Source organism: Pusillimonas sp. T2 (assembly GCF_002236805.1).
Lineage (GTDB): Bacteria > Pseudomonadota > Gammaproteobacteria > Burkholderiales > Burkholderiaceae_B > Neopusillimonas.
The window spans coordinates 486,472-507,461 of record NZ_NIQA01000001.1; the positions used below are offsets into that span (position 1 = coordinate 486,472).

The following is a 20,990-nucleotide window of genomic DNA, read 5'->3' on the forward strand; positions in this document are numbered from 1 at the left end:
ATGCCCCGTCACGCGCTGCGTCGTCAACTGTACAAAAGCCAGCACCCTCAACCGGGGCGGCGACGCTTCATCTGTTCATTAGCGGCCAGCGGCCTTTTAGCCGTTGGCGGCAACCCGATGGCGCAAACCGAACCGGTAGCCTCAACACAGTGCCGCGGCACCGTTGACTGGCCCCAATGGCAAACCTTTCTCGAATACTTTGTGCAGCCTGACGGACGCGTGCTCGATGCCAGCACCCCCGAACAGCACAGCTCGTCGGAAGGGCAATCGTATGGCATGTTTTTTGCCTTGATTGCCAATGATTGCCAGACATTCGAGAAAATGTGGCGTTGGGCCGTAAACAACCTGGCAAACGGAGACATTTATCGCAATTTGCCGGCCTGGATTTGGGGTAAAGACAAAGAGGGAAACTGGCGCGTTCTGGACAACAACTCGGCATCCGACGCCGAACTCTGGTTCATTTATTCACTGCTGGAAGCCGGGAAGCGCTGGGGTCGCCCCGACTACACAAACGACGCGCTCGCGCTGTTGCGGCTCGTCGAAACGCTGGAGATCGACACCTTGCCAAGCCTCGGCAAGATGCTGCTCCCCGGGCCCAATCACTTTGTCTTGCCCAACAATATCTGGCGTCTGAACCCCAGCTATCTTCCTTTACCGGTGTTGCGCCGGCTGGCCAGCGTTTCACCAAACGGGCCCTGGAACGAGGTCATTGAATCGACGGTCGCCCTGCTTCAAGCGACGACGCCCAAGGGGTTCGTGGCCGATTGGGTGTGTTATCAGGCAAACCCAGAAGCAGGCACCGGGATGTTCATTACTGACCCCGACAAAGGCGACGTCGGTAGTTACGACGCAATTCGCGTGTACTTATGGGCCGGTATGACGCCCGCTGACGACCCGTTAGCACAGACCATACTCGACACGTTATATGGCATGGCCATAGCGGTCAAAGAAACCGGCGCGCCCCCGGAGCGCGTGGATACCAAGACGGGGGTTGGCACAAACACAGGACCAGCCGGGTTTTCATCTGCCTTGGCCCCCTACTTCCATGCGCGCAATGAGCTGGCCCAAATGAACGCACAATACAACCGGGCCGCATCGTTGCTGCAAGCAAACCTGCTTGAAATGCGCGCCAAAGCACAACAGCCGCCATACTACGACAACGTATTAGATCTGTTCAGTACAGGTTGGCAACAAGGTCACTACCGTTTTACGGCATCGGGTGACCTACAACTCCAATGGGACCGCTAATGTCTGCCCGTCACTACACCATCGCCTTAGGCCTTCTGGCCGTTCTGACAACTCAAAACACCTTTGCTCAGCAATCCTCTGTCGTAGGGTCGCTTGTAGAGCAAGGGCGCTACTGGCAATCGCGCGGTGACTATAAGCGCGCCGCCGAAGTCTGGGACAAACTGCTGGTCGCCAACCCCGGAAACCCTGATGCACTGTATGGTCTTGCACGGGCTGCCCTTGCGGCGAACGACCTGGTCTCTGCCAATAGCCTTCTAGAACGCCTGCGCGCAGCCTCGCCGCGAAGCAGCCTGCTCCCGCTTTTGGAACAAGAGGTATACCTGGCTCAACCAGGGCCGCGTGCAGAACTGGATAAGGCACGATCTTTAGCCGCGGCTCAACAAATGGACGAAGCCATCGCACAATACGATAAAGTGTTGCGAGGCCAAAAACCCTTGGGCAGTCTGGCCCGTGAGTACTACAACTACTTAGGCTATAGCTCACAAGGCCTGGAGCGATCGATCCAGGGCCTCGAAGAAATTACCCAGTCTTCTCCTGACAATCTGAACGATCAGCTATCGCTTGCAAAACAGCTAATACGCAGCCTGGATCGCCGCCAGGAAGGGCTGACCATGCTGGAGCGCCTGTCAAAACAGCCCGCAGTTGCGAGTGAAGCAACAGAAGCATGGCGCTCTGCCCTGACCTGGATTGGCCCACCTCCGCCTGCCTATCGCGCAGCCTTCGAGGCCTATTTAAAGGCCAATCCAAGCGACGACGAAATCCGAAAAATCCTGAATTCGGCGCGCGCCAACGCCTCCAGCCCGACCAGCAATAACACCAAGCCATCAGAGCGAGCAGCCACCCCGCCGGCACAAAACCCTAAACTGGCGCGCGGATTCCAACTTCTGGAGGCCGGCAACTTGGCTCAGGCCGAAGCCTCATTCCGGGAGGTTTTGCAGCGCGATCCTCGCGACGCGGATGCTCTTGGGGGTTTAGGGCTGATTTACATGCAAAACAATGACTTTGCCCGGGCCGAAGAGCTGCTCGCGGTAGCGGCCAATCGCAAATCGGGTTGGAAACGAAGTCTGGGCGTGGTGAAGTATTGGAAGCTGGTCAACGAGTCCAACACTGTCAGACAGCAAGGCAATACGGCCCAAGCACGCAGCCTTGCAGAGCAAGCCATCAAAATGGACAACAAAACCGCCGCTGCGCACAATGCGTTGGGTGGCGCCTATGCCAAAGAAGGGCAAAACGAAAAGGCAGCGCAGGCCTTCAGGCAGGCTCTAAAGGCCGATAGCGCCAACCCGGAAGCCCTGCAAGGCTTAGCCGAAGCGCTGACCAACATGGGCTCGCTGGACGAAGCGGCCACCCTTGTCAATAAACTGTCTAGCAACCAACAACTTGACGCGTCGCAAGTTAGTAAATTGCGCGCCACCCTGACCACGAGCCGCGCACGACAAGCCATACAGCGCGGCGATACCGCCAACGCGCAACGCGCCCTGGAAGATGCACTTCGCGACGAACCGAACAACCCCTGGATAAGGCTGGAGCTGGCACGCCTTTACGCAAAAAACGGCGCCATCACCGAAGCCCGTGGTCTGGTTGACGGTTTGCTGCTCTCGCACCCGAACATGCCAGATGCACTGTACAGCAGCGCCTTGCTATCGTTAGAGCTGGGCGAATGGAACAACGCTTACAACACATTGCAACGTATCGCGCCAGCCGACCGAACGCGCGAGATGAGCGACTTACTGCAGCGCACCGGCATACAGGCTCAATCGGCACAGGCGGCCACACTGGCCTCTCAGGGCAAGCTTGCAGAGGCGCAAAGTCTGTTGCTTGGCCTGGAGCAATCTACCGCGAACGATCCGGGCCTGACCAGCGCCGTCGCTTCGGCCTGGGTCGATGCCGGTAACAGTGGCCGGGGCCTGGCGCTGATGCGCAAAACGCTGGAAAGCTCGGGCAGCAATAATCCGGATGCCCTGCTGGCTTACGCAGGACTGCTGCTGAAAACCGAGCAAGATGTTGAAGCGGCCGGCATAATGCGCAGCCTGCAGACTAAATCTCTAACGCCAAGCCAACAAGAGGCCTATAACAATCTGGCGATCTTGTACACAGTAAGACAGGCCGATCTGCTGCGGCAACGGGGCGACCTGGTTCGCGCCTACGACACACTCGCCCCCGTACTTTCACAACGGCCTAACGACCCTGCGGCACTGGCGGCACTGGCCAGAATGTATGCCGACAACGGCGACCATCAACAAGCGTTTGACTACTACCAGCGTCTGCTAAAAGATGATCAGGATAATGCGTCGCTGCAGATTGCGGCGGCCATGGCGGCAACGCAACTAGGCGATAAGCAATATGCTGAACGCGCCATCAACCACGCGCTGAGCATTGCTCCGGACAACCCGGAAATTCTGGCCAATGCCGCTCGACTGTATCGGGCTCAAGGCAAGACCAGTAAAGCCATGGATTTATTCACCGCTGCTGTGGCCGCTGAAAACAAAAAGCTCCAGTTGGCATCGGTACAGCCAGTAGATCAGGCTCCAGCGCAACCTCAAACGCCGGCCTATATCAATCCATTCGCCCAAAAAGCGGCCGTACAACCGCCCGCATTACAAAACAACACGTTCCAACCCAAGACAACGCCGTCACAAGTTGCCATGCCCATGGCGACCCTACCTTTACCCGCAAACAATTTGTCCGCTGCGGCTCCCACCCCAGTCTCGGCAACCGCGCCCGGGCCTGCAATATCGCTATTGCCACCGACACCCAACAACGCGGCCCAAAATATGGCGTTCGCGGCCCCTAACCCCACCCCTCCGGCGCCAGTTACGAATCAAGCCGCCGCTGAGATTGTGGCCTCCAGCAGACTTACTGCGCTTAATAAAGAGCTCGCCGACCTTCGAGACTTGCGCAACCCCGAAGTCAAACTGGCAACGACTGGCCGCAGCAATAACGGGGAAAGCGGGCTGAGCAAGTTGACCGACATGCAAACGTCCCTATCCGTTCAAATGCCCGTGGGGGATGGCAAGCTGACACTCGAAGCGACTGCCGTCAAACTCAAGTCCGGTGAGATCAGCCAGAACTACTACAGTCTGGATCGCTTTGGTGGTGGGCCCGTAGCCATCTATGACGGTATTGCGCAAAGCGGCCAATGGGGTAATGCCCAGGCGCTGAACACGATTACACCCTCGGGTAAGCAACAAGACAGTGGCGTAGGTTTATCCGCTGCGTACGAATATCAGGGGCTGAAAGTCGATATAGGCACCACGCCTTTGGGGTTCATAAGAAACAACATCATCGGCGGCCTGAAGTACGACGGCATGCTCGATAGCCAGAACCGTAGCTGGTATAGCGTTGACGTCTCAAGACGCCCCGTTACCGATAGCCTAACCTCATTTGCCGGCGCCCACGACAGTCGAACCGACATGACTTGGGGTGGGGTTACCAGCACCGGCGTCCGACTTCAGGCGGGCCAAGACACCGATGACGTTGGGTATTACGGCTACGGCAGCTGGCACGCCCTGCGTGGCCATAACGTCGCCTCAAACTCACGCACCAACGTCGGCGCTGGCGTTTACTGGCATCTGGTACGCGAATCAGATCAACTGCTTACAGCAGGGCTGAACCTCGACGCCACGTTCTACGAAAAAAACCAACGGTTTTTCACTTATGGTCATGGCGGCTATTTCAGCCCGCAATCCATGTATTCGCTTAGCGTACCTATTACTTGGGCCCAGCGCAGCGGGCGCTTCTCGTACAAACTGCAGGGGTCCTTGGGCGTAGAGCACTTTGAAGAAAACGACGCCGATTACTTCCCGACTGACTCGTCACTGCAGGCGCGAGCACAAACGGCAACACAATATGCCCGCGCTTTGGGGCTGACAGGTGCAACCAGCGTGTATTCAGGGCAATCCAAAACAGGCTTGAGCTACAACCTCGCCGCCGCGGCTGAATACCGTCTGACGAACCATCTGGTACTAGGCAGCCAGTTAGGCCTGAATAACGCCAAAGACTACCGCCAATGGGCTGGCGGCCTTTACATGCGCTACACGTTCTACCCGAGCAATAAGGGCATGGACCTGCCTATTACCCCTTACCGTGGGCCATACGCCAACTAACGCTTTTTTATATTGCGCTAATCGAAGAGGTTTTACATGATCACATCCATCTTAGCGGGCCTGACTATTTTAATTATTGGCGACAGCCATCTGACAGCACCCGGCTATCTGATAACGACATTGCACGATGGACTAACCAAACAAGGCGCGATCGTGCACACCATCGGTGTGTGCGGATCCAACCCTGGCAGTTGGTTGCAAGCGACACCCGGCGACTGCGGTGAAGGCGAGCGCAAAGGCGATGCGCAGCCTACGTTTAAGGCCAGCGGCGCCCAAACTCGGCCTATTGCCAACCTAATCACCCAAAACAAGCCCGATCTTGTTGTGGTCGTCATGGGGGACACCATGGCCGGCTACGACAAAAGCAATTTCATGAAAACCTGGGCCTGGCAAAACACAACGCAGCTGACTAAAGCCATTTCCTCCAGCGGCACCGCGTGCGTCTGGATCGGGCCTGCCTGGGGAACCGAGGGGGGCAAATACCAGAAAAGTTTTGCGCGTGTGAAACAGGTTTCTGGGTTCTTGGCGACTAACGTCAAACCCTGCAGCTATATCGACTCACTCAAGTTCTCCAAGCCAGGAGAATGGGCAACCGTCGACGGCCAGCACTTTACCGCATCAGGCTACCAGCAATGGGGTAAGGCGCTCACCCAGGCGATTTCAACAGACCCCGTTGTGCAAAAGCTCAAAAGGTAGAAAACATGTTGCAGCACAAATTTCTGGCCGCCGCCATTGCCTGCCTGACGAGTTTGCCGCTATCGGCAACCGAGATTCCTTTATATGAAACAGGGCCAGCGGAAGATGCCGCTTTCATTCGTTTCGTAAACGGCACACAGGCATCGCTCAACATTGCTGGCGGGCAAGCTAAAAACGTCATTCAGTTAACGTCCGACAAGCCGGTTTCCGATTTCGTTCCTGTCGCGGCAAACCGTCCCTTGAAGGGCGTCTTTGAACAAGACGGCACAAAAGCACCCTCCGAAACTGTGGTGAAACCAGGTGAGTTCGTAACGGTTGTCGCCGTACCCGACCAGACAAAAGGCCTCGCACTTCAGACTATCCGTGAGACGCCGGAAGAATTCAACTCCCTAAAAGCCTCCCTGGCGCTTTACAACTTATCCAGCCAATGCGGTCAAGCAACGCTCAAGGTGTCAGGAAAAGACGTTGAAATTTTCAGCAATGTGGCGGCAGACACTGCATCGATTCGCCGCATGATCAACCCCATAAAGCTGGATGTGCAATTGCTTTGCAACGCAAAGCCCGTCGGCAAGCCCGTGTCGCTGGGGCAACTTTCTGCCGGCGAACGTTACACCTTATTTGTACTACCCGAAAACAGCGCTACGGGCACGCGCCTCTACCCCAGCACAGATACCATCAGTTTCTGACAACATGGTTTTCACTTCGCTCGAATTCCTTACGCTATTTCTGCCGGGATTCTTTGGTATCTACCTGGTAACGCCAGCCGCTTGGCGCAACCGTGTGCTTTTACTTGGCAGTTGGTTCTTCTACGCCTGGTGGAGCCCTGTATTTCTTAGCTTACTGATTATCGTCACAGGTATTGCATGGTTTGGCGGTCTGCTCATACAGCAGGCATCCGAACACCACAACCAGCAACGTGCCAAACATTGGTTGATCCTGCTCATCACCATCAATGTTGGCATTCTGTGCTGGTTCAAGTATGCAAATATTGTCGTTGCCACCTACAACCAGACCGCACTCTGGGTGGGGGCTATGCCGGTGACATGGCAAAAAGTACTGCTGCCTGCAGGACTTTCATTTTTCGTTTTGCAAGCGGTGTCGTATCTCATCGACGTCAAGCGCAACACCATTAAAGCGCAGCCTAGCTTTGTCGATTTCGGTGCATACATCGCAATGTTTGGCCAACTGATTGCCGGACCGATTATCCGTTACGAATGGGTTCACACCGAACTGGCGCACCGCCCCATGAACTGGCCAAATTTTCGCCAGGGCGCACGCCGCTTCATGATCGGCATGAGCATGAAGGTGCTGGTCGCTGATACTTTAGCGCCCATTGCCGATATCGCGTTCGCGTTACCCGCTCCGTCTATGGCAGACGCCTGGTTGGGTTGCGGTGCCTACACGCTGCAGCTATTTTTCGACTTCGCCGGCTACAGCGCCATGGCTATTGGCCTGGGACAAATGATGGGGTTTCATTTCCCAGAGAACTTCAACAGCCCATACCTGGCTCGCAACATCCAAGATTTCTGGAGACGCTGGCACTTGTCGCTGTCCAGCTGGATCAGAGACTACCTATACATCCCACTCGGAGGCAACCGCTATGGCGTGTATAAAACCTACCGGAACCTGCTGTTGACCATGGCCATTGCCGGCTTGTGGCACGGCGGCGACAGCTGGAACTTTCTTTTCTGGGGCATTGCACATGGTGTAGCCCTGAGCGTGAACCGAATTTGGAACGAGGCCGGATGGCCGAGATTGCCATCGGCCTTGGCGCACGCCCTAACCCTGATCTTCGTCATGTTAGCCTGGACCCTATTCAGAGCGACCGACTTTGATAACGCCATAGCCATGTATCAAGGGCAATTTGGATTTAATGCGCTAGCACTCGGCAACGAGCTACGGCTCGCCTGGCGACCCGCCCACGGCATCGCCGCAATTTTAGGCATTGCCTGCGTCTTGTTCCCGTTAGCCCAGCCCTGGCTTGATCGACAGCCAGCGACCCAACGCCTGGCCAATATACGCGGGCTTTGGCCATTGGGCGCCTTCTTACTGTCTTACAGTCTGCTAGCCAGTCGCGGCTCCACCCCATTCTTGTATTTCCAATTCTAATGACGCCTGCCGATACGTCCGACCGCACGCAAGAGCGAATCGTTTCCAGGTCACTGGGCGGCACGATCGCGGCCATATGCATGGCCGCATTCATGCTTGTTGGTCTGCTCATAAATATTGTCGCGCTGTCTGAAGACTCAACAACAGATACAACCTCATATAGCTTGGCAGACATACTCGACGGGACAACAAGCCAGCAGATTGCTGATGAACTGGCCCAAACCGTACTTCCCAAAGAAGCGGCAAAACTGCAACGCGCAGTCAACTGGCTTGTTTTGGGAGACCTGGGTCCGAAAGTACGACGAGGTTGCAATAACTGGCTATTTCTGACCGATGAGCTCACGACCCATGCCGATGGCGACAAGGCCAGTCGAGTGCGAGCCACGCAAGTCGAAGCAGTACAGAAAATGCTGGCAAAGCAGGATATCCAGCTGATTGTCGCTGTAGTCCCCGACAAAAGCAGGATCATGCAGGACCAGTTATGCAGCCTCCAGCGACCGGCGATACTCGAAAACCGTGTGCAATCGTGGATTCAGCGACTACACGACAGCGGCATCGCGGCCGTTGACCTGTCGCAGCCCATGCAAACAAGCGCAAGCCCATCGTTTTTACGCACCGACACCCACTGGAACGCGACAGGGGCACAACTTGCCGCACAGGCCATTGCAGCCAAAGTAAAAGAACACTACGGTACGCCCCTCTTACCACGTCAAACGGTCGAGGTTCAAACGGCTCAGCCGCACATTCGTCCCGGCGATCTGGTTAGATTGGCAGGCGTAGATTGGCTACCAACCGCACTTCAGCCTAAAACCGAGGAAGTGGCCCAGTTAACGTTCAACGTCAAACAAGACCCCTTGGCCGATTCGGCCGACGACTTATTCGGCGACGACAACTTACCTACCGTCGCACTCATTGGCAGCTCATTTTCTCGTACCTCACATTTTGACAATTTCCTGTCGCTTGCGCTCCAGACACCCATTGCGAATATGTCAAAAGATGGCGGCGCGTTCTCGGGGTCGGCAAATGACTACTTTCGCAGTCCAGCATACAAGCAAACGCCCCCAAAACTAGTCATCTGGGAAATACCCGAAAGAGACCTTCAAGCACCGTTGGACAAGGACGTGGCCATTTTGCCGCCATAAGCTTTAATATGCGGGGCGCTTGCCCTAGCGCTCACGATCGCTGTCGCACTCGTCACGTTCCGACATAGAACACCATGACCAAGAAATTAAAACGCCTGGCGTCCGACCTGCCAAATAAGACGCCAGTGCTAAGATAGCCTGCGAATCAACACTAACGGCCTACCATGACTTTTTTTGCCGTACGCACACGCACGCAGTCCCGCTACCTGGCATGGGTGCTGCTTGTGCTTGCCCTAGGGCTTCATGCAGTCGCTCGGGCACAGCCTACAGTCGCCCTAACTTTCGACGATGGTTTCAACGCCGAGGGCAACAACCGCGTAGCCGCTCAATACAACAAAGTCATACTAGATACGCTACGCAACAAAAACATCAAAGCCATGTTGTTTCCATTGGGTGCGCTTGCCGACAACCCCGACACGATGGCGCTAGTAAAGGCTTGGGGCAACCAGGGCCATGCCATTGGCAATCACACGTACTCCCATCAAGCCTTGAGTTCAACAAACACGCGTCGCTATCTCGAAGACATAAAACGCGCCGACCTCCTGCTAAGACAAGTTCCTGGCTGGTGCGCTCGGTTAAGGTTCCCTTATCTAGACGAAGGGAAAACACCCGAGCAGCGTGCAGAAGTACTGCAATGGCTGGCAGCAGAAGGCTATGGCGTGGCGTCCGCTACGATTTCGTTGCCCGACTGGGAGCTGACCAAACAATACGAAACATTGCTGAACAACGCGGACACTAGCGGTGCCAAAGCATTTTTGAATGACTATACAAAACAAGTCATCACGCAGGCCCGAGCTCAGGAAAATTACTGGCAAGGCCTCTTGAAACGCAGCCCAGCGCACGTTTTATTGCTACATGCCAATCCGCTCAATGCCGACGCATTACCTAGTATCATCGACGCCCTGCGGCAAGACGGATGGCACTTCGTTACCCCAGCCAGTGCCTTTGCAGACCCCATCTACCAACGCGCTTTGCCAGCGTCGTCTGCCAATGATCCAGCCGTAACGTTACCCACGCCCATGTGTAACTAGCGCCAATGCCGAGCCCAATTGATATGCAGACGTCTCGCACTGTCCCATTGTTTGACCTGAACATCCAGGCCGTTAAATTCGATGCCGCATGCGACATGCTCACCCACGATGCCGAAAATAAAGGCACATCGGCACGCGTTGTCGTAACCCCAAATGTCGATCACATTGTTCGGCTTGAACGCAGGCCAGACCTGAAGGCCTTGTACAAACAGGCAGACTATATTTTTGCCGACGGCATGCCCATTGTATGGGCCAGCCGTTTACTCAAGCGCCCGCTACCCGAACGGGTAACTGGCGCTGATCTATTCGTTTCGATGTGCAAAGCGGCGGTTGAAAAACAATGGAAAGTCGCCCTGCTTGGCGGTCGCCCAGGTTCAGAAAATGAGTTGCTTGCTCACTTTCAGCATACGTTCCCCGGCTTGGATATTGAAATTATTGCGCCGTCGATGCAGTTTGATCCCCTGGGCCCAGAAGGCGCTCAGGCCGCACAACATATTGCCGCACGCGAACCGAATTTAATATTCGTTTGCCTCGGTCTGCCCAAACAAGAAATCTGGGCGCTGCACTATGCCTCGCAACTGCCAGGTGGCGTACTCATGTGCGTTGGAGCGGCCATGGAATTTGCTCTGGGGCAGAAACCCAGAGCACCGCTGATATTTCAGAAAGCCGGCTTTGAATGGCTATGGCGGCTATTATCAGACCCAAAACATTTATGGCGTCGTTACTTGGTAGACGACCCGTACTTTTTGGCTATTTGCTGGAAAGAGTGGCGTTGCCAACGCATCAAAAACAGAAACGTCGGCACATGAAGCCGCTGTCTCAATTTATCTGTCTGAGCGGCACTTGGCTAATGTCACTGAGCGCGGCATTGAACACCGCCTAAATTAATAAGCGTTGCGATCCCAAAATATCATCAGCGCGGTTCGAAACAATATTTTTATATCCATCCAGAGCGACCAATGCGTAATGTAATAGCGGTCGTACTGCACCCGGCGCTCCATCTTTTCAAGGGTGTCGGTCTCACCACGTAAGCCATTGACCTGGGCCCAGCCGGTGATGCCAGGCTTCACGGTATGGCGCAGCATATAACCACGAATTTTCTGTCGATAAAACTCGTTGTGTGACTCTGCATGGGGACGCGGGCCCACCACACTCATCGACCCCTGCAATACATTCAACAACTGCGGCAGCTCATCGATCGAGGTGCGACGCAAGAAACGCCCTACCCGCGTCACGCGGTCGTCGCCCTTGCGGGCTTGCTTCAGCAAGCCATCTTGGTGCGCATCGGCACGCATCGAACGAAACTTATAAACCATTATGGGTCGTGCGCCTTCACCGTACCTTTTCTGCCGGTAAAAAACAGGACCTGGGCTATCAAGCTTGATAGCCAATGCCGCCAGCAACATCACCGGAGACAGAACCAATAGCGCTACGCTAGCCAGCACAACATCCGTTACCCTTTTTATGTAGCGCGATGCGCCTACCATCGGGGTTTCGTGAAGCGCCAACAACGAAACACCTGCAATTTCTGCACCCTGTACAGAAAAACCTTCTGACAACCGGGGCTCAGGCATGAAATAGATGGCGCTTGTCGAGTCATAAAGCTTATCCATCAAAGTGGCCATTTCGGGGCGCTCGTGCTCTCGCATGGCGACAAAAACTACCGAAAATTCATTCTTCTCGATATGTGCAATGGCATCGTTATAGCCGCCCAGATAGGGCAACTGCACGCTCTCGGGATACATGCCTGAAGGCACAGGCTGCGCTGCATAGTAGCCAACAATCTCCATACCCAAGATGGGGGATCGCATCAACCGATGTGCAAGCTTGTAAGCTTCGGGGCCCAAACCAACGAAAATCGCTTTGCGCCGGTTCGTTGGCGCCGTGTTTACCCGCCATACAAGCATCCGCAAGCCGGCCAACACAATGCACTGCAACGGCAAACTATAGCCGGCCCACTCAAGCAGCAACGCCCGAGCGACGCTGTCGGGAACCTGGCTGTGCAATACGAAAAAAACAAGAATCATGGCCACTAGCAAAATGCGCAACCAGCGCACCGCAGCTTGCCGTAGCATCCATACCATGCTTCGGGCGCTGATCATCAAGTGAAACATGTAAAACGCCATGAATGCGGTAATAGCCAGCACCCAGACCGCAATGAGACCCGTACTGTCGCCAAGGACACCGTGACGTTCTATCAGTAATCCGGCAATGCCACCGTTCACCGCTGCAGACAACAGTCCGGCCGCCACCAAAAAACCATGGTTGTTACGGCCTAACTTTTCAGGTTGAAACATACACGCTCCGATTAGCGTCCGTAAGCATCGTCGAAGCGGACAATATCATCCTCTCCGAGATAGGACCCCGACTGTACTTCGATGACCTCAAGAGGAATGGAACCGGGGTTCTCCAGCCGGTGCCGACTACCCAGCGGGATATAGGCGGACTGATTCTCGCCAAGTAAAAACGTCTCTTCGCCCCGAGTTACTTGCGCTGTACCTCTGACAACAATCCAATGCTCGGCGCGATGATGATGCAACTGCATGGACAAACGCCCACCCGGATGCACAGTGATGCGTTTGACCTGAAACCGCTCGCCGAAATCGACGGATTCGTAATAGCCCCAAGGCCGCAGCACCCGATGCGGCGACACAGCCTCGGATCGCCCTTGCGCTTTTAATATCGTGACGATATCGCGTACGTTCTGCACCTGATCCCGCGCCGCCACCAAAACCGCATCTGGAGTGTCAACGACAACCAAATTCTGAAGACCAAGCAACGCCAACAAACGATCGCTGCCGCTGGCATAAACATTGCTGCAAGAAGTCGCCAGAACATCGCCCATCAAGACATTGCCATCGGCATCTTTCTCGCTAAGCTGATGCAAGGCTTCCCAAGACCCGATATCGGACCAGCCCGCATCAAGCTCGACCATAGCGGCATCAGGAATACGTTCCATGATGGCATAGTCAATAGAGTCGGACGGGCAGGACTGAAACGCCGAAGCATTGATCCGAGTGAAGTCCCCATCGTTTCTAAGATCAGACATCGCCTGACGACAAGCACTCAGGATATCCGGACGAAACTGTTCGAGCGCCTGTAAGTAGGAACTGGCACGAAACAAAAACATGCCGCTGTTCCAGTAATAATTTCCGTGCTGCAGAAATTGCGCAGCCCGAGTCGCATCGGGCTTTTCGGTAAACTGCTGCACAGCAAATACGAGCTCATCGGAAGCATCGGGGGTTGGATCAATTTGAATGTAGCCATAGCCCGTTTCCGGATACTGAGGCTTAACACCAAACGTCACAAACTTTCCGGCAGCGGCCGCCGGCAACCCTGCACTCACAGCCCGAGTAAACGCCTCGGGGTCGCGCACAGCGTGATCAGAAGGCAAAACCAGCAACACGGCATCACTTTCATCCCGCGTGGCCAACAGGGCCGCCAATGCAACTGCGGGCGCTGTATTGCGCCCCGCAGGTTCTAGCAAAATAGTGCCATCATCTGGATACCCGACCTGCCGTAACTGTTCAGCAACGATAAAGCGATGCTCTTCGTTGGCGACGGCAATGGGCTGCGCTGACGTCAAGCCGGCCAAACGCTCAAAGGTTTGCTCAAGGGGCGAGTGCCCACCAAGTATGGGCAAAAATTGCTTCGGATAGATCGCGCGAGACATCGGCCAAAGCCGCGTCCCGGAACCGCCCACCAGCAAGACGGCGCGTAATTCAAGCACCTGGGCTTCTACCATGACTCCCCCGTCAAGTTAACAACGTTATTACTTACTTTCCCGCAGCTTTTGGATTTGAGGCATACCGCCCAACTCTCCGACAATGGCCTTGCTCCAGGCCGCATAACCGTCAGGAGTGAAGTGCTGACCGTCAAATGTGCGCCATTGCCCCGGCTTGGCGAACTTCAGGGAATCAACGTACGTGCAAGGGCTGACGGCGCTGGACAAAAACCGCGCAGCGCGTTCGACCCGATCATCTTGTTTGTTGTACTTGCCCCCGGCCTTTCCGTAGGCCGGCCCCACCCATACACAGGGCGTCTTCGTTGCCGAAATAGCTTTAACAAGGCTACTGACCCCCTGCCATGCCCAAGCTTTAGGAAAAGCGGGGTTATCGTAAGACCCCATGGTGTCGCCAATGATCACCACAACCACATCGGGCTTGTCTGCGGCAATCAATTGACCGATCGCCTGGGTCTGCGTACCGGGACCCGTTACGGTTGCAGCGGCCTTACCCTTTTTCACAGCGCCACAATCGACAACCTTCGGCTTGATCCAATCGATGGCGCTCGCCCCACAGGCACCCACAATGTGAGTTTGAGTCGCACCTTGAGCGGCTAAATCGTTATACAAGTTGTCGCGCAGTTCATAGATCATGTGGCTTTCGCCAAGCACTAAAAAACTAAGACCGGCCAACGTAGCCGCTGTAGACATAAAGTACAGCCCCTCAAATCAGAACCATCGTTCGTTAACGTAAACAACATCACAAGTCTGCAACCCTATAACTCCAGGCCAAACATCAGAAAACTCTTGAGAGCAGGCACTCGTTTCTGTGATCGACGAATAGTAACGGAATTCTAACTTGCGACAGCGCTCTACGGAATAAGACCTAGGCCTTACGGCCAAAATCTAGCGTTACATCTCGGGAGTTTCATGTAAAGCGCAACAAAAATCCGAAGGAGGGTTACGCACCGTCACCCAGGCAGCGTCCGGGCAAACCAAAAGCTTTACCTTTAAAGCCATGGCCCCCGGGCTATACGTGTACCACTGCCCCCCCATGGTGGCGCAACACATCACCAACGGTATGTACGGCATGATCCTGGTCGAACCCGAAGGCGGCTTGTCGAAAGTCGACCACGAGTTCTACGTCATGCAAGGCGAGCTTTACACCGCCCAAAAACACGGCTCGTAAGGCTTGCAAGAGTTCTCGCTTGAAACACTCCTGGACGAAAACCCCGAACACCTGATGTTTAACGGCACCATGAGCGCCCGAACCGAGAAATACAAACTGCAAGCCAAAGTAGGCGAAACCGTACGCATCTTCTTTGGTGTCGGCGGCCACAACCTCGCCTCCAGCTTTCATGTCATTGGCGCAATTTTCGACAAAGTCTACAAACACGCCTCGCTAACCAGCCCACCCCTTACCAACGTCCGGACCACGCGCTATCACGCGTTGAAAAAGGCTTGTCGGGTGTGCTGAAGGTGACCGGCAAAGAAGATCACACTATCTTCAACTCAACCGAAAAAATCGACCCGGCGTCGGGGCAATAGACGAGCGGGCCTTAACCAAAGCAGACCCGCCCAAGTGGCTACGTGCTATCGAATCAGATCGGGTAGCCACAAAACCAAGCCCGGGAAAGCGATGATCAGGCCCGCCACTACAAACATGGCTATCACAAACGGAAGCACACCGGAAAAAATATCCATCAATCTAAGTTCGGGGTTGGCCGATTTGACGGTAAACACGTTGATCCCCACTGGGGGCGTAATCAAGCCAACCTCGATAAGGATCATCATCAACACGCCGAACCAGATCAAATTTACGCCTTGGTCTGTCAGCGCAGGAATAAACATTGGGACAATCAGAACGAGAATACCCAAAGATTCGAAAATCATCCCCAACAAAACCACAATCAAACCAATAATCAATATCAGCGTCAAGCCGCTCAAGCTGAAACTGTCGACAAGATTTGCCAATATGAATGGCAGACCGGTCAGGTTAATGAATTGCGCAAACACCATTGCACAAGCGGCAATCAGAAAGATAGCAGCCGTGATAGATGCCGACACGCCGAAGGTATCTACATATTCGCGCCAACGACGCATGTATCCGCGCTGAAAGGCAATTAGCCAAGCGCCCAAAGCACCCACGCTGGCCGCTTCGGTCGGCGTAAAAATGCCCACATAAATGCCGCCCAACACAACGGTAAACAACACCAGGAAAGCGCCACCTTTCTTGAAAACACCTATCCGGTCAGCAACAGACATTTCCTCTCCTAGGGGTGCCAACTGAGGCTGGAAGAAGACCCAGATTCGAATTGCCAACAAAAAAACTAGGATCAACAACAAACCTGGAACAACGCCAGCCGCAAACATAAGCCCGATGTCTTCCCTGGCGAAAATACAATAAATAACCATGGGAATACTGGGAGGAATCAGAATTCCCAGTGTGCCACCAGCGGCGACAGAACCTGCTGACAGGCTGTCTTTATAACCATGACGGCGCATAGGCGGCATTGATACTTTCGTCATAGTTGCAGCAGCAGCAACAGAGCTGCCGCACACGGCAGAAAACGCGCCGCAAGCAAGAATTGTTGCCATGGCCAGACCGCCACGGAAACGGCCGACGACGGCATTACCAATGGCATACAGCTCATCTGCCACGTTAGAGCGACGGATAAACTCGCCCATAAGAATAAATAAAGGCACTACCACCAAATTAGGGTTAACAAACAGCTCGGCGATTTGCTGGCCAGCCATAGTGAACGCCGCGCCGAAATCACGCATCAGTCCAAACCCGATAAACCCGATGATCAGCGAGGCATAGGCTAGCGGTATGCCTGTAAAGCTCAGCGCAATCAGCGCACAAAATCCAATAATGGCTAGATACATATCAACCCTATTCGGTAGTCCGGACAATCTGGCTTATCAACTGGACCAGAAATGCAGCAAAACACAACACACCACAGGCCAGAAAAACCCAGCCAACCTGGAACTCCAGAAGAAAAGATAATTCGTGATCGTGAAGCTTGCGCAATGCGTACACCGTTACCAACAGCGCGACCGAGAAAATACCCAACACGTTGACCCAGGACAAAAGCAAACTATGGCTACGCGGAAAAAGCTTGGTCAAGTGATGACTGAATAGATCAACGCAAATATGACACTTGTCGCGAACAGCCGTTACAAGACCAGCACCTATCACTATCGCCAACGCAAAGTTCACCAACTCTGCCGCCCCAAAAATAGATCGATTTAAGAGCTGTCGAAAGAAAATGTCGGCGTCTGTCATGACCACCATAAACACCAACAAAACAACGGAAATAACACTGGCAAGCCTGAAGAGAAACTTCGCAAACGCCATGCCAAACTCCTGAAAAAAGACAGGGCCAACATTTATACGTTGGCCCAAATTACATCAGTTTCCGGTAATACCGGACTCGACCAAGAAGTCTTTCAGCATGGCGTCGACATCAACACCCAACTGTTTACCGGTTTCACGCATAGCCTCGAACTGAGGCTTTGCGGCCTCTTGAAGCTGGGCATAGAACGCCGGATCGGCCGGCAGCACCTGTACGCCATCGCCTTTCATTTCTTTCAGGGCAATCTGCATTTCGTTATAGCTGGCAGCCCCACCCTTGGCCGAGAGCTTCTCGCCGGAGACAGACATGATGGCTTCACGATTCTTTTCGCTCAACGCGTTCCATTTATTGCGGTTAATAAAAATCGAGAAACTGGTCGAGGATATAGCGCGAGGGAACCAAGTAAACGACTTGGTATAAGGGCCAGCTTTATAATCGCGAGCAATTTCTGGCGCAATGCCCGTATAGCCGGCCACGATCTTGCGAGACACCATTTCGCCAACCTGTACCGCGGGCGTAGCAACAGGGCTCATCCCCAACGCCTTGAGCAAATCGGCAGGCGGCCCAGGCAAGGCCCACATCTTGCGGGCCTTCAGTTCGTCAAGACTATTGATGGGTGTATCGGTCAAGCTGGCCATCTGGCCACCAGCATTATGGAACAGCCCTAACAAATGGGCTTCCGGAAACGGTGCCTTGGCCTCGATGTGCTTTTTATAAACGCGCCACAGCGCCACCGATGCATTCTCCGACTCATCGACAAGCCACGGAAGCATAGTGGCCTGCAACAACGGCGCTTTGTTCTTAAGGAAAATATTGGCCATAAAGGCAATATCGAAAACGCCCGACTTTACGGCGTCGAGCTGTTCGGGCGGGGGCGCCATATTTCCCGCCGTAAACTGAATCACAACCTCGCCACCCGTCGCTTTCTCGACATCTTGCGCCCAAGCCTTGGCAACTTCGTGGAAATTGTTTGAACGCGGCACGAAAACGTTGAACAGCAGCGTTGTTTTAGCTTGTACAGGCGCCATATTTACTGCAAGACCAAGCAGCATCAATCCAGCTATTTTTTTGAACATGTTGTGTCTCCTCACAAACCTTGTCTAATTAATTTATACGTTGTGCGTAAATGCATCTTTGCCCATTGAACAGGCCAATGCCGTGGTTTATCAGGCGCGCCCTAACGGGAAGGGAGACCTGTCGGCCGACATCATAAGCTCGCGTGCCAGTACCTCGAACATCTGACTACGAACCTGAGAGAAACCAGGGTCGTTCGCCAAGTTAGTCAACTCATCCGGGTCACGCCTCAAGTCGTAAAGCTCTACCCAATCCCCCTCGTCGTACACGGTCAACCTGTAGTCATTCGTCACTACCGTTCTGGCCCTGACTGGGTGATCAAGCCCGAAAGTAGGTGCGTGCCCATCCTCTTCAATCAAAACAGCTTTCCTAATGTCGGCCTGATTCTCATGAACTACTGGTGCAAGGTCTACTCCCTGAATACCAAAGTAAGGTGCAAGCCCAGCCCTTGACAGGATGGTTGTTGAAATATCGAGCGTGCTGGCCAAAGCCTGGGTGGCCTCGCCACGACTTTGCATGCGGCCATGCGCGGGCTCTTTCCAAATGAATGGCACGCGCACCAGACTTTGGTAATGCAGCGCCGATTTCAAAAGCAAACCATGGCTGCCCATAAAGTCGCCGTGATCACTGGTAAAAATAACTACAGTGTCTTTATCTAGACCAAGCGCCTCAAGCTTTTGAAGAATACGACCAACAGTATCGTCAATCATCGTAATCATGCCGTAGGTAAGCGCCAGTGACTCTTTGGCCTCACGCTCCGTCGCGGCAAAGCCAACAGTGGAAGTTATCCTGGCATCGCCGTTCTCACGTTGACGCCGCAAGGTTTTGACGGGGTCGAAACACTGGTCGTATTCAGCGTAAAACGAGTTAGGCAAGACGATGTCTTCCGGATCGTACATGTCCCAGTACTTGCCGGGCGGCGTGAAAGGATGATGGGGATCCGCAAATGAGCAGTGCAAGAAAAACGGGGCATCTTCCTGCGCGGCCATATCCAGAAAATCGACAGCCCGGTCGCCCGTCCAGGCGGTTGGATACTGATGCTCGGGGACCTGGGTACGCCACGCCTGGGGGGCTGAGTAGCGCTCATCTTTCAAGGCATTTTTTTGACCGCGAAGCTGATCAATATCGCCCACTTGGTCGACTAGCCAACGCGCATAATCGCCCTCTACCAAATCACCATGCATGGTCGCCAGATCAACATGATCAAAACCGTAATACGGCGTCTGAACACGATGGGACGGGTTTTCGCGCCATAACCGCAAAAGCTCCATATCGTAGCCGCCCTCATGCCAACGATTTTTCATCGCATCCGAAAGCCCGTCAGGCGGTGCGACCTTACCCTGAGGCAAAGCCGGGGTCGGCATTTCTGGAGGCAGGTCAGTCATGTTTTGCAAGTGGCACTTACCAACCAAACCGGTTTTATACCCAGCCGCCCTGAGCAACTCGACAAAAGTCGTTGCGCTGCGCGATAACGGAATCCCGTTACAGCGTGTGTCGTGCAACGAGGGCAATCGGCCGGTCATTAGCGAGGCCCGATTAGGCATACACACACCGGACGCAACATAAAAACGGTCAAAGCGCCGCCCCTGTTGGGCAAGGCTGTCGATTACCGGCGTTTTCAGAACTGTGTTGCCATAGCAACCGACGTGATCGGCACATTGCTGATCTGTCGTAATCAACAAGAAATTGGGTTTACGCATAGTCGCCTCAACGGAACAAAAGCCCACCCGTTGTATGCAACGTTTGCCCCGTAAGCCAACGGCTATCGTCACTAATCAAGAAAGACGCGACGCCCACGATGTCATCGGTATTGGCCACGCGCTTTAACGACTGCGCACTCATAATGCCGTTCAGCTGCGCTTGAGTGAACGTTTCCCGAGGCACATTGGTCTCGGTGAAACCCGGCGACAGCGTATTAACGCGAATGTCATCACCGCCAAGCTCACGCGCCATCGCGTGAGTCATGCCATAAACAGCCGCCTTGCTGGCGACGTAATGCATGTATCCAGCTTTACCCATCCATACCGCGTCGGAACCTATGTTTACGACGCTGGCCGAACCGGCCGCGCGCAGATAGGGCAACAATGCACCTACCAGCATCCACGGACCTTTAATATTAACGGCCATCACACGATCCCATTCAGATGCATCAATTTCCCAAAACGGCTTCAACTTGATGGTTGAAAAAATCGCTGCGTTATTGATCAACCCGTGAATCTTCGGATGTTGTTGACCCAACTCTTGGGCAAACCGTTTCACATCTTGCTCGTTAGAAACATCCAGCACTTTCCCCTCGGCAGACAGCCCCTTCGCACGCAGATCCTCAACCGCCTCTGCCAACGGCTCAGGCTTCAGATCAACCAAAATAATCTGTGCACCCTCGCTGGCCAGCCGCTCAGCATAGGCTTTCCCTATGCCTTGCGCCGCACCCGTGACCACCACTGTTTTACCCATCAACTTTCCGTTATTCATTTCTATTCCTTTACCCTTTTCAATGACGT

Annotated in this window: 18 protein-coding genes; 10 read left to right on the plus strand and 8 right to left on the minus strand. The window is 54.2% G+C overall.

Annotated elements, in window-relative coordinates; all coding sequences use genetic code 11:
• The 8 genes from bcsZ (at position 1) to PuT2_RS02250 (ending at position 11,141) form a co-directional block, all read left to right on the plus strand.
• A complete protein-coding gene (bcsZ, locus tag PuT2_RS02215; protein WP_093969387.1) occupies positions 1-1,248 on the plus strand; it encodes a cellulose synthase complex periplasmic endoglucanase BcsZ in 1,248 nt (415 codons plus the stop codon).
• Complete coding sequence (locus PuT2_RS02220; protein ID WP_158213998.1) at positions 1,248-5,354, plus strand: cellulose biosynthesis protein BcsC; 4,107 nt, start codon at positions 1,248-1,250, stop codon at positions 5,352-5,354. The genes bcsZ and PuT2_RS02220 overlap by 1 nt, the downstream gene beginning before the upstream one ends.
• A gap of 36 nt (positions 5,355-5,390) precedes the next feature.
• Positions 5,391-6,050 (plus strand): SGNH/GDSL hydrolase family protein, encoded by a 660-nt coding sequence (locus tag PuT2_RS02225; protein ID WP_093969389.1) that lies wholly within the window; start codon positions 5,391-5,393, stop codon positions 6,048-6,050.
• A 5-nt stretch (positions 6,051-6,055) separates the two neighbouring features.
• A complete protein-coding gene (locus tag PuT2_RS02230) occupies positions 6,056-6,736 on the plus strand; it encodes an alginate O-acetyltransferase AlgF (RefSeq protein ID WP_093969390.1) in 681 nt (226 codons plus the stop codon).
• A 4-nt stretch (positions 6,737-6,740) separates the two neighbouring features.
• A complete protein-coding gene (locus PuT2_RS02235) occupies positions 6,741-8,159 on the plus strand; it encodes an MBOAT family protein (RefSeq protein ID WP_093969391.1) in 1,419 nt (472 codons plus the stop codon).
• Positions 8,159-9,301: a hypothetical protein gene (locus tag PuT2_RS02240; protein ID WP_093969392.1), complete on the plus strand. Its 1,143-nt coding sequence runs from the start codon at positions 8,159-8,161 to the stop codon at positions 9,299-9,301. Before PuT2_RS02235 ends, PuT2_RS02240 begins: the two co-directional genes overlap by 1 nt.
• Before the next feature lie 164 nt (positions 9,302-9,465).
• On the plus strand, positions 9,466-10,332 hold the full coding sequence (locus PuT2_RS02245; RefSeq protein WP_093969393.1) for a polysaccharide deacetylase family protein: 867 nt from the start codon (positions 9,466-9,468) through the stop codon (positions 10,330-10,332).
• A 23-nt stretch (positions 10,333-10,355) separates the two neighbouring features.
• Positions 10,356-11,141, plus strand: a complete 786-nt coding sequence (locus PuT2_RS02250; RefSeq protein WP_093969394.1) for a WecB/TagA/CpsF family glycosyltransferase — start codon at positions 10,356-10,358, stop codon at positions 11,139-11,141.
• A 75-nt stretch (positions 11,142-11,216) separates the two neighbouring features.
• On the opposite strand, the gene PuT2_RS02255 is transcribed toward PuT2_RS02250, so the two are convergent.
• The 3 genes from PuT2_RS02255 to PuT2_RS02265 are packed head-to-tail and all read right to left on the minus strand — an operon-like array spanning position 11,217 to position 14,767.
• Positions 11,217-12,629, minus strand: coding sequence for an undecaprenyl-phosphate glucose phosphotransferase (locus PuT2_RS02255; protein ID WP_093969395.1), 1,413 nt, complete (start codon positions 12,627-12,629; stop codon positions 11,217-11,219).
• Positions 12,630-12,640: 11 nt separating this feature from the next.
• Positions 12,641-14,077 carry a mannose-1-phosphate guanylyltransferase/mannose-6-phosphate isomerase gene (locus tag PuT2_RS02260; RefSeq protein ID WP_143516088.1) on the minus strand — a complete coding sequence of 479 codons (1,437 nt, stop codon included), beginning with the start codon at positions 14,075-14,077 and terminating at the stop codon, positions 12,641-12,643.
• Positions 14,078-14,104: 27 nt separating this feature from the next.
• On the minus strand, positions 14,105-14,767 hold the full coding sequence (locus PuT2_RS02265; RefSeq protein WP_093969396.1) for an SGNH/GDSL hydrolase family protein: 663 nt from the start codon (positions 14,765-14,767) through the stop codon (positions 14,105-14,107).
• Positions 14,768-14,972: 205 nt separating this feature from the next.
• Between PuT2_RS02265 and PuT2_RS16045 the strand changes: the two genes are divergently transcribed.
• Positions 14,973-15,245 carry a multicopper oxidase domain-containing protein gene (locus PuT2_RS16045; protein ID WP_254046922.1) on the plus strand — a complete coding sequence of 91 codons (273 nt, stop codon included), beginning with the start codon at positions 14,973-14,975 and terminating at the stop codon, positions 15,243-15,245.
• 3 nt (positions 15,246-15,248) lie between these two features.
• Complete coding sequence (locus PuT2_RS16050; protein ID WP_254046915.1) at positions 15,249-15,533, plus strand: hypothetical protein; 285 nt, start codon at positions 15,249-15,251, stop codon at positions 15,531-15,533.
• Between the two features lie 116 nt (positions 15,534-15,649).
• Here PuT2_RS16050 and PuT2_RS02275 read toward each other — a convergent pair whose 3' ends face one another.
• From PuT2_RS02275 to PuT2_RS02295, 5 genes are all read right to left on the minus strand, one after another.
• Entirely contained in the window at positions 15,650-16,945 is a 1,296-nt protein-coding gene (locus PuT2_RS02275; RefSeq protein WP_093969397.1) for a TRAP transporter large permease, read from the minus strand.
• A 7-nt stretch (positions 16,946-16,952) separates the two neighbouring features.
• Complete coding sequence (locus tag PuT2_RS02280) at positions 16,953-17,417, minus strand: TRAP transporter small permease (protein ID WP_093969398.1); 465 nt, start codon at positions 17,415-17,417, stop codon at positions 16,953-16,955.
• 54 nt (positions 17,418-17,471) lie between these two features.
• Complete coding sequence (gene dctP / locus PuT2_RS02285) at positions 17,472-18,491, minus strand: TRAP transporter substrate-binding protein DctP (RefSeq protein ID WP_093969399.1); 1,020 nt, start codon at positions 18,489-18,491, stop codon at positions 17,472-17,474.
• A 90-nt stretch (positions 18,492-18,581) separates the two neighbouring features.
• Positions 18,582-20,189, minus strand: a complete 1,608-nt coding sequence (locus PuT2_RS02290; RefSeq protein WP_093969400.1) for a sulfatase — start codon at positions 20,187-20,189, stop codon at positions 18,582-18,584.
• A gap of 7 nt (positions 20,190-20,196) precedes the next feature.
• A complete protein-coding gene (locus tag PuT2_RS02295; RefSeq protein ID WP_093969401.1) occupies positions 20,197-20,961 on the minus strand; it encodes an SDR family NAD(P)-dependent oxidoreductase in 765 nt (254 codons plus the stop codon).
• Positions 20,962-20,990: the final 29 nt, after the last annotated feature.

Excerpts from the sequence above, each read along its gene's own strand:
- bcsZ (WP_093969387.1), top strand. The coding sequence starts at position 1 with ATGCCCCGTCACGCGCTGCGTCGTCAACTGTACAAAAGCCAGCACCCT.
- PuT2_RS02220 (WP_158213998.1), top strand. The coding sequence starts at position 1,248 with ATGTCTGCCCGTCACTACACCATCGCCTTAGGCCTTCTGGCCGTTCTG.
- PuT2_RS02225 (WP_093969389.1), top strand. The coding sequence starts at position 5,391 with ATGATCACATCCATCTTAGCGGGCCTGACTATTTTAATTATTGGCGAC.
- PuT2_RS02230 (WP_093969390.1), top strand. The coding sequence starts at position 6,056 with ATGTTGCAGCACAAATTTCTGGCCGCCGCCATTGCCTGCCTGACGAGT.
- PuT2_RS02235 (WP_093969391.1), top strand. The coding sequence starts at position 6,741 with ATGGTTTTCACTTCGCTCGAATTCCTTACGCTATTTCTGCCGGGATTC.
- PuT2_RS02240 (WP_093969392.1), top strand. The coding sequence starts at position 8,159 with ATGACGCCTGCCGATACGTCCGACCGCACGCAAGAGCGAATCGTTTCC.
- PuT2_RS02245 (WP_093969393.1), top strand. The coding sequence starts at position 9,466 with ATGACTTTTTTTGCCGTACGCACACGCACGCAGTCCCGCTACCTGGCA.
- PuT2_RS02250 (WP_093969394.1), top strand. The coding sequence starts at position 10,356 with ATGCAGACGTCTCGCACTGTCCCATTGTTTGACCTGAACATCCAGGCC.
- PuT2_RS02255 (WP_093969395.1), bottom strand. The coding sequence starts at position 12,629 with ATGTTTCAACCTGAAAAGTTAGGCCGTAACAACCATGGTTTTTTGGTG.
- PuT2_RS02260 (WP_143516088.1), bottom strand. The coding sequence starts at position 14,077 with ATGGTAGAAGCCCAGGTGCTTGAATTACGCGCCGTCTTGCTGGTGGGC.
- PuT2_RS02265 (WP_093969396.1), bottom strand. The coding sequence starts at position 14,767 with ATGTCTACAGCGGCTACGTTGGCCGGTCTTAGTTTTTTAGTGCTTGGC.
- PuT2_RS02275 (WP_093969397.1), bottom strand. The coding sequence starts at position 16,945 with ATGTATCTAGCCATTATTGGATTTTGTGCGCTGATTGCGCTGAGCTTT.
- PuT2_RS02280 (WP_093969398.1), bottom strand. The coding sequence starts at position 17,417 with ATGGCGTTTGCGAAGTTTCTCTTCAGGCTTGCCAGTGTTATTTCCGTT.
- dctP (WP_093969399.1), bottom strand. The coding sequence starts at position 18,491 with ATGTTCAAAAAAATAGCTGGATTGATGCTGCTTGGTCTTGCAGTAAAT.
- PuT2_RS02290 (WP_093969400.1), bottom strand. The coding sequence starts at position 20,189 with ATGCGTAAACCCAATTTCTTGTTGATTACGACAGATCAGCAATGTGCC.
- PuT2_RS02295 (WP_093969401.1), bottom strand. The coding sequence starts at position 20,961 with ATGAATAACGGAAAGTTGATGGGTAAAACAGTGGTGGTCACGGGTGCG.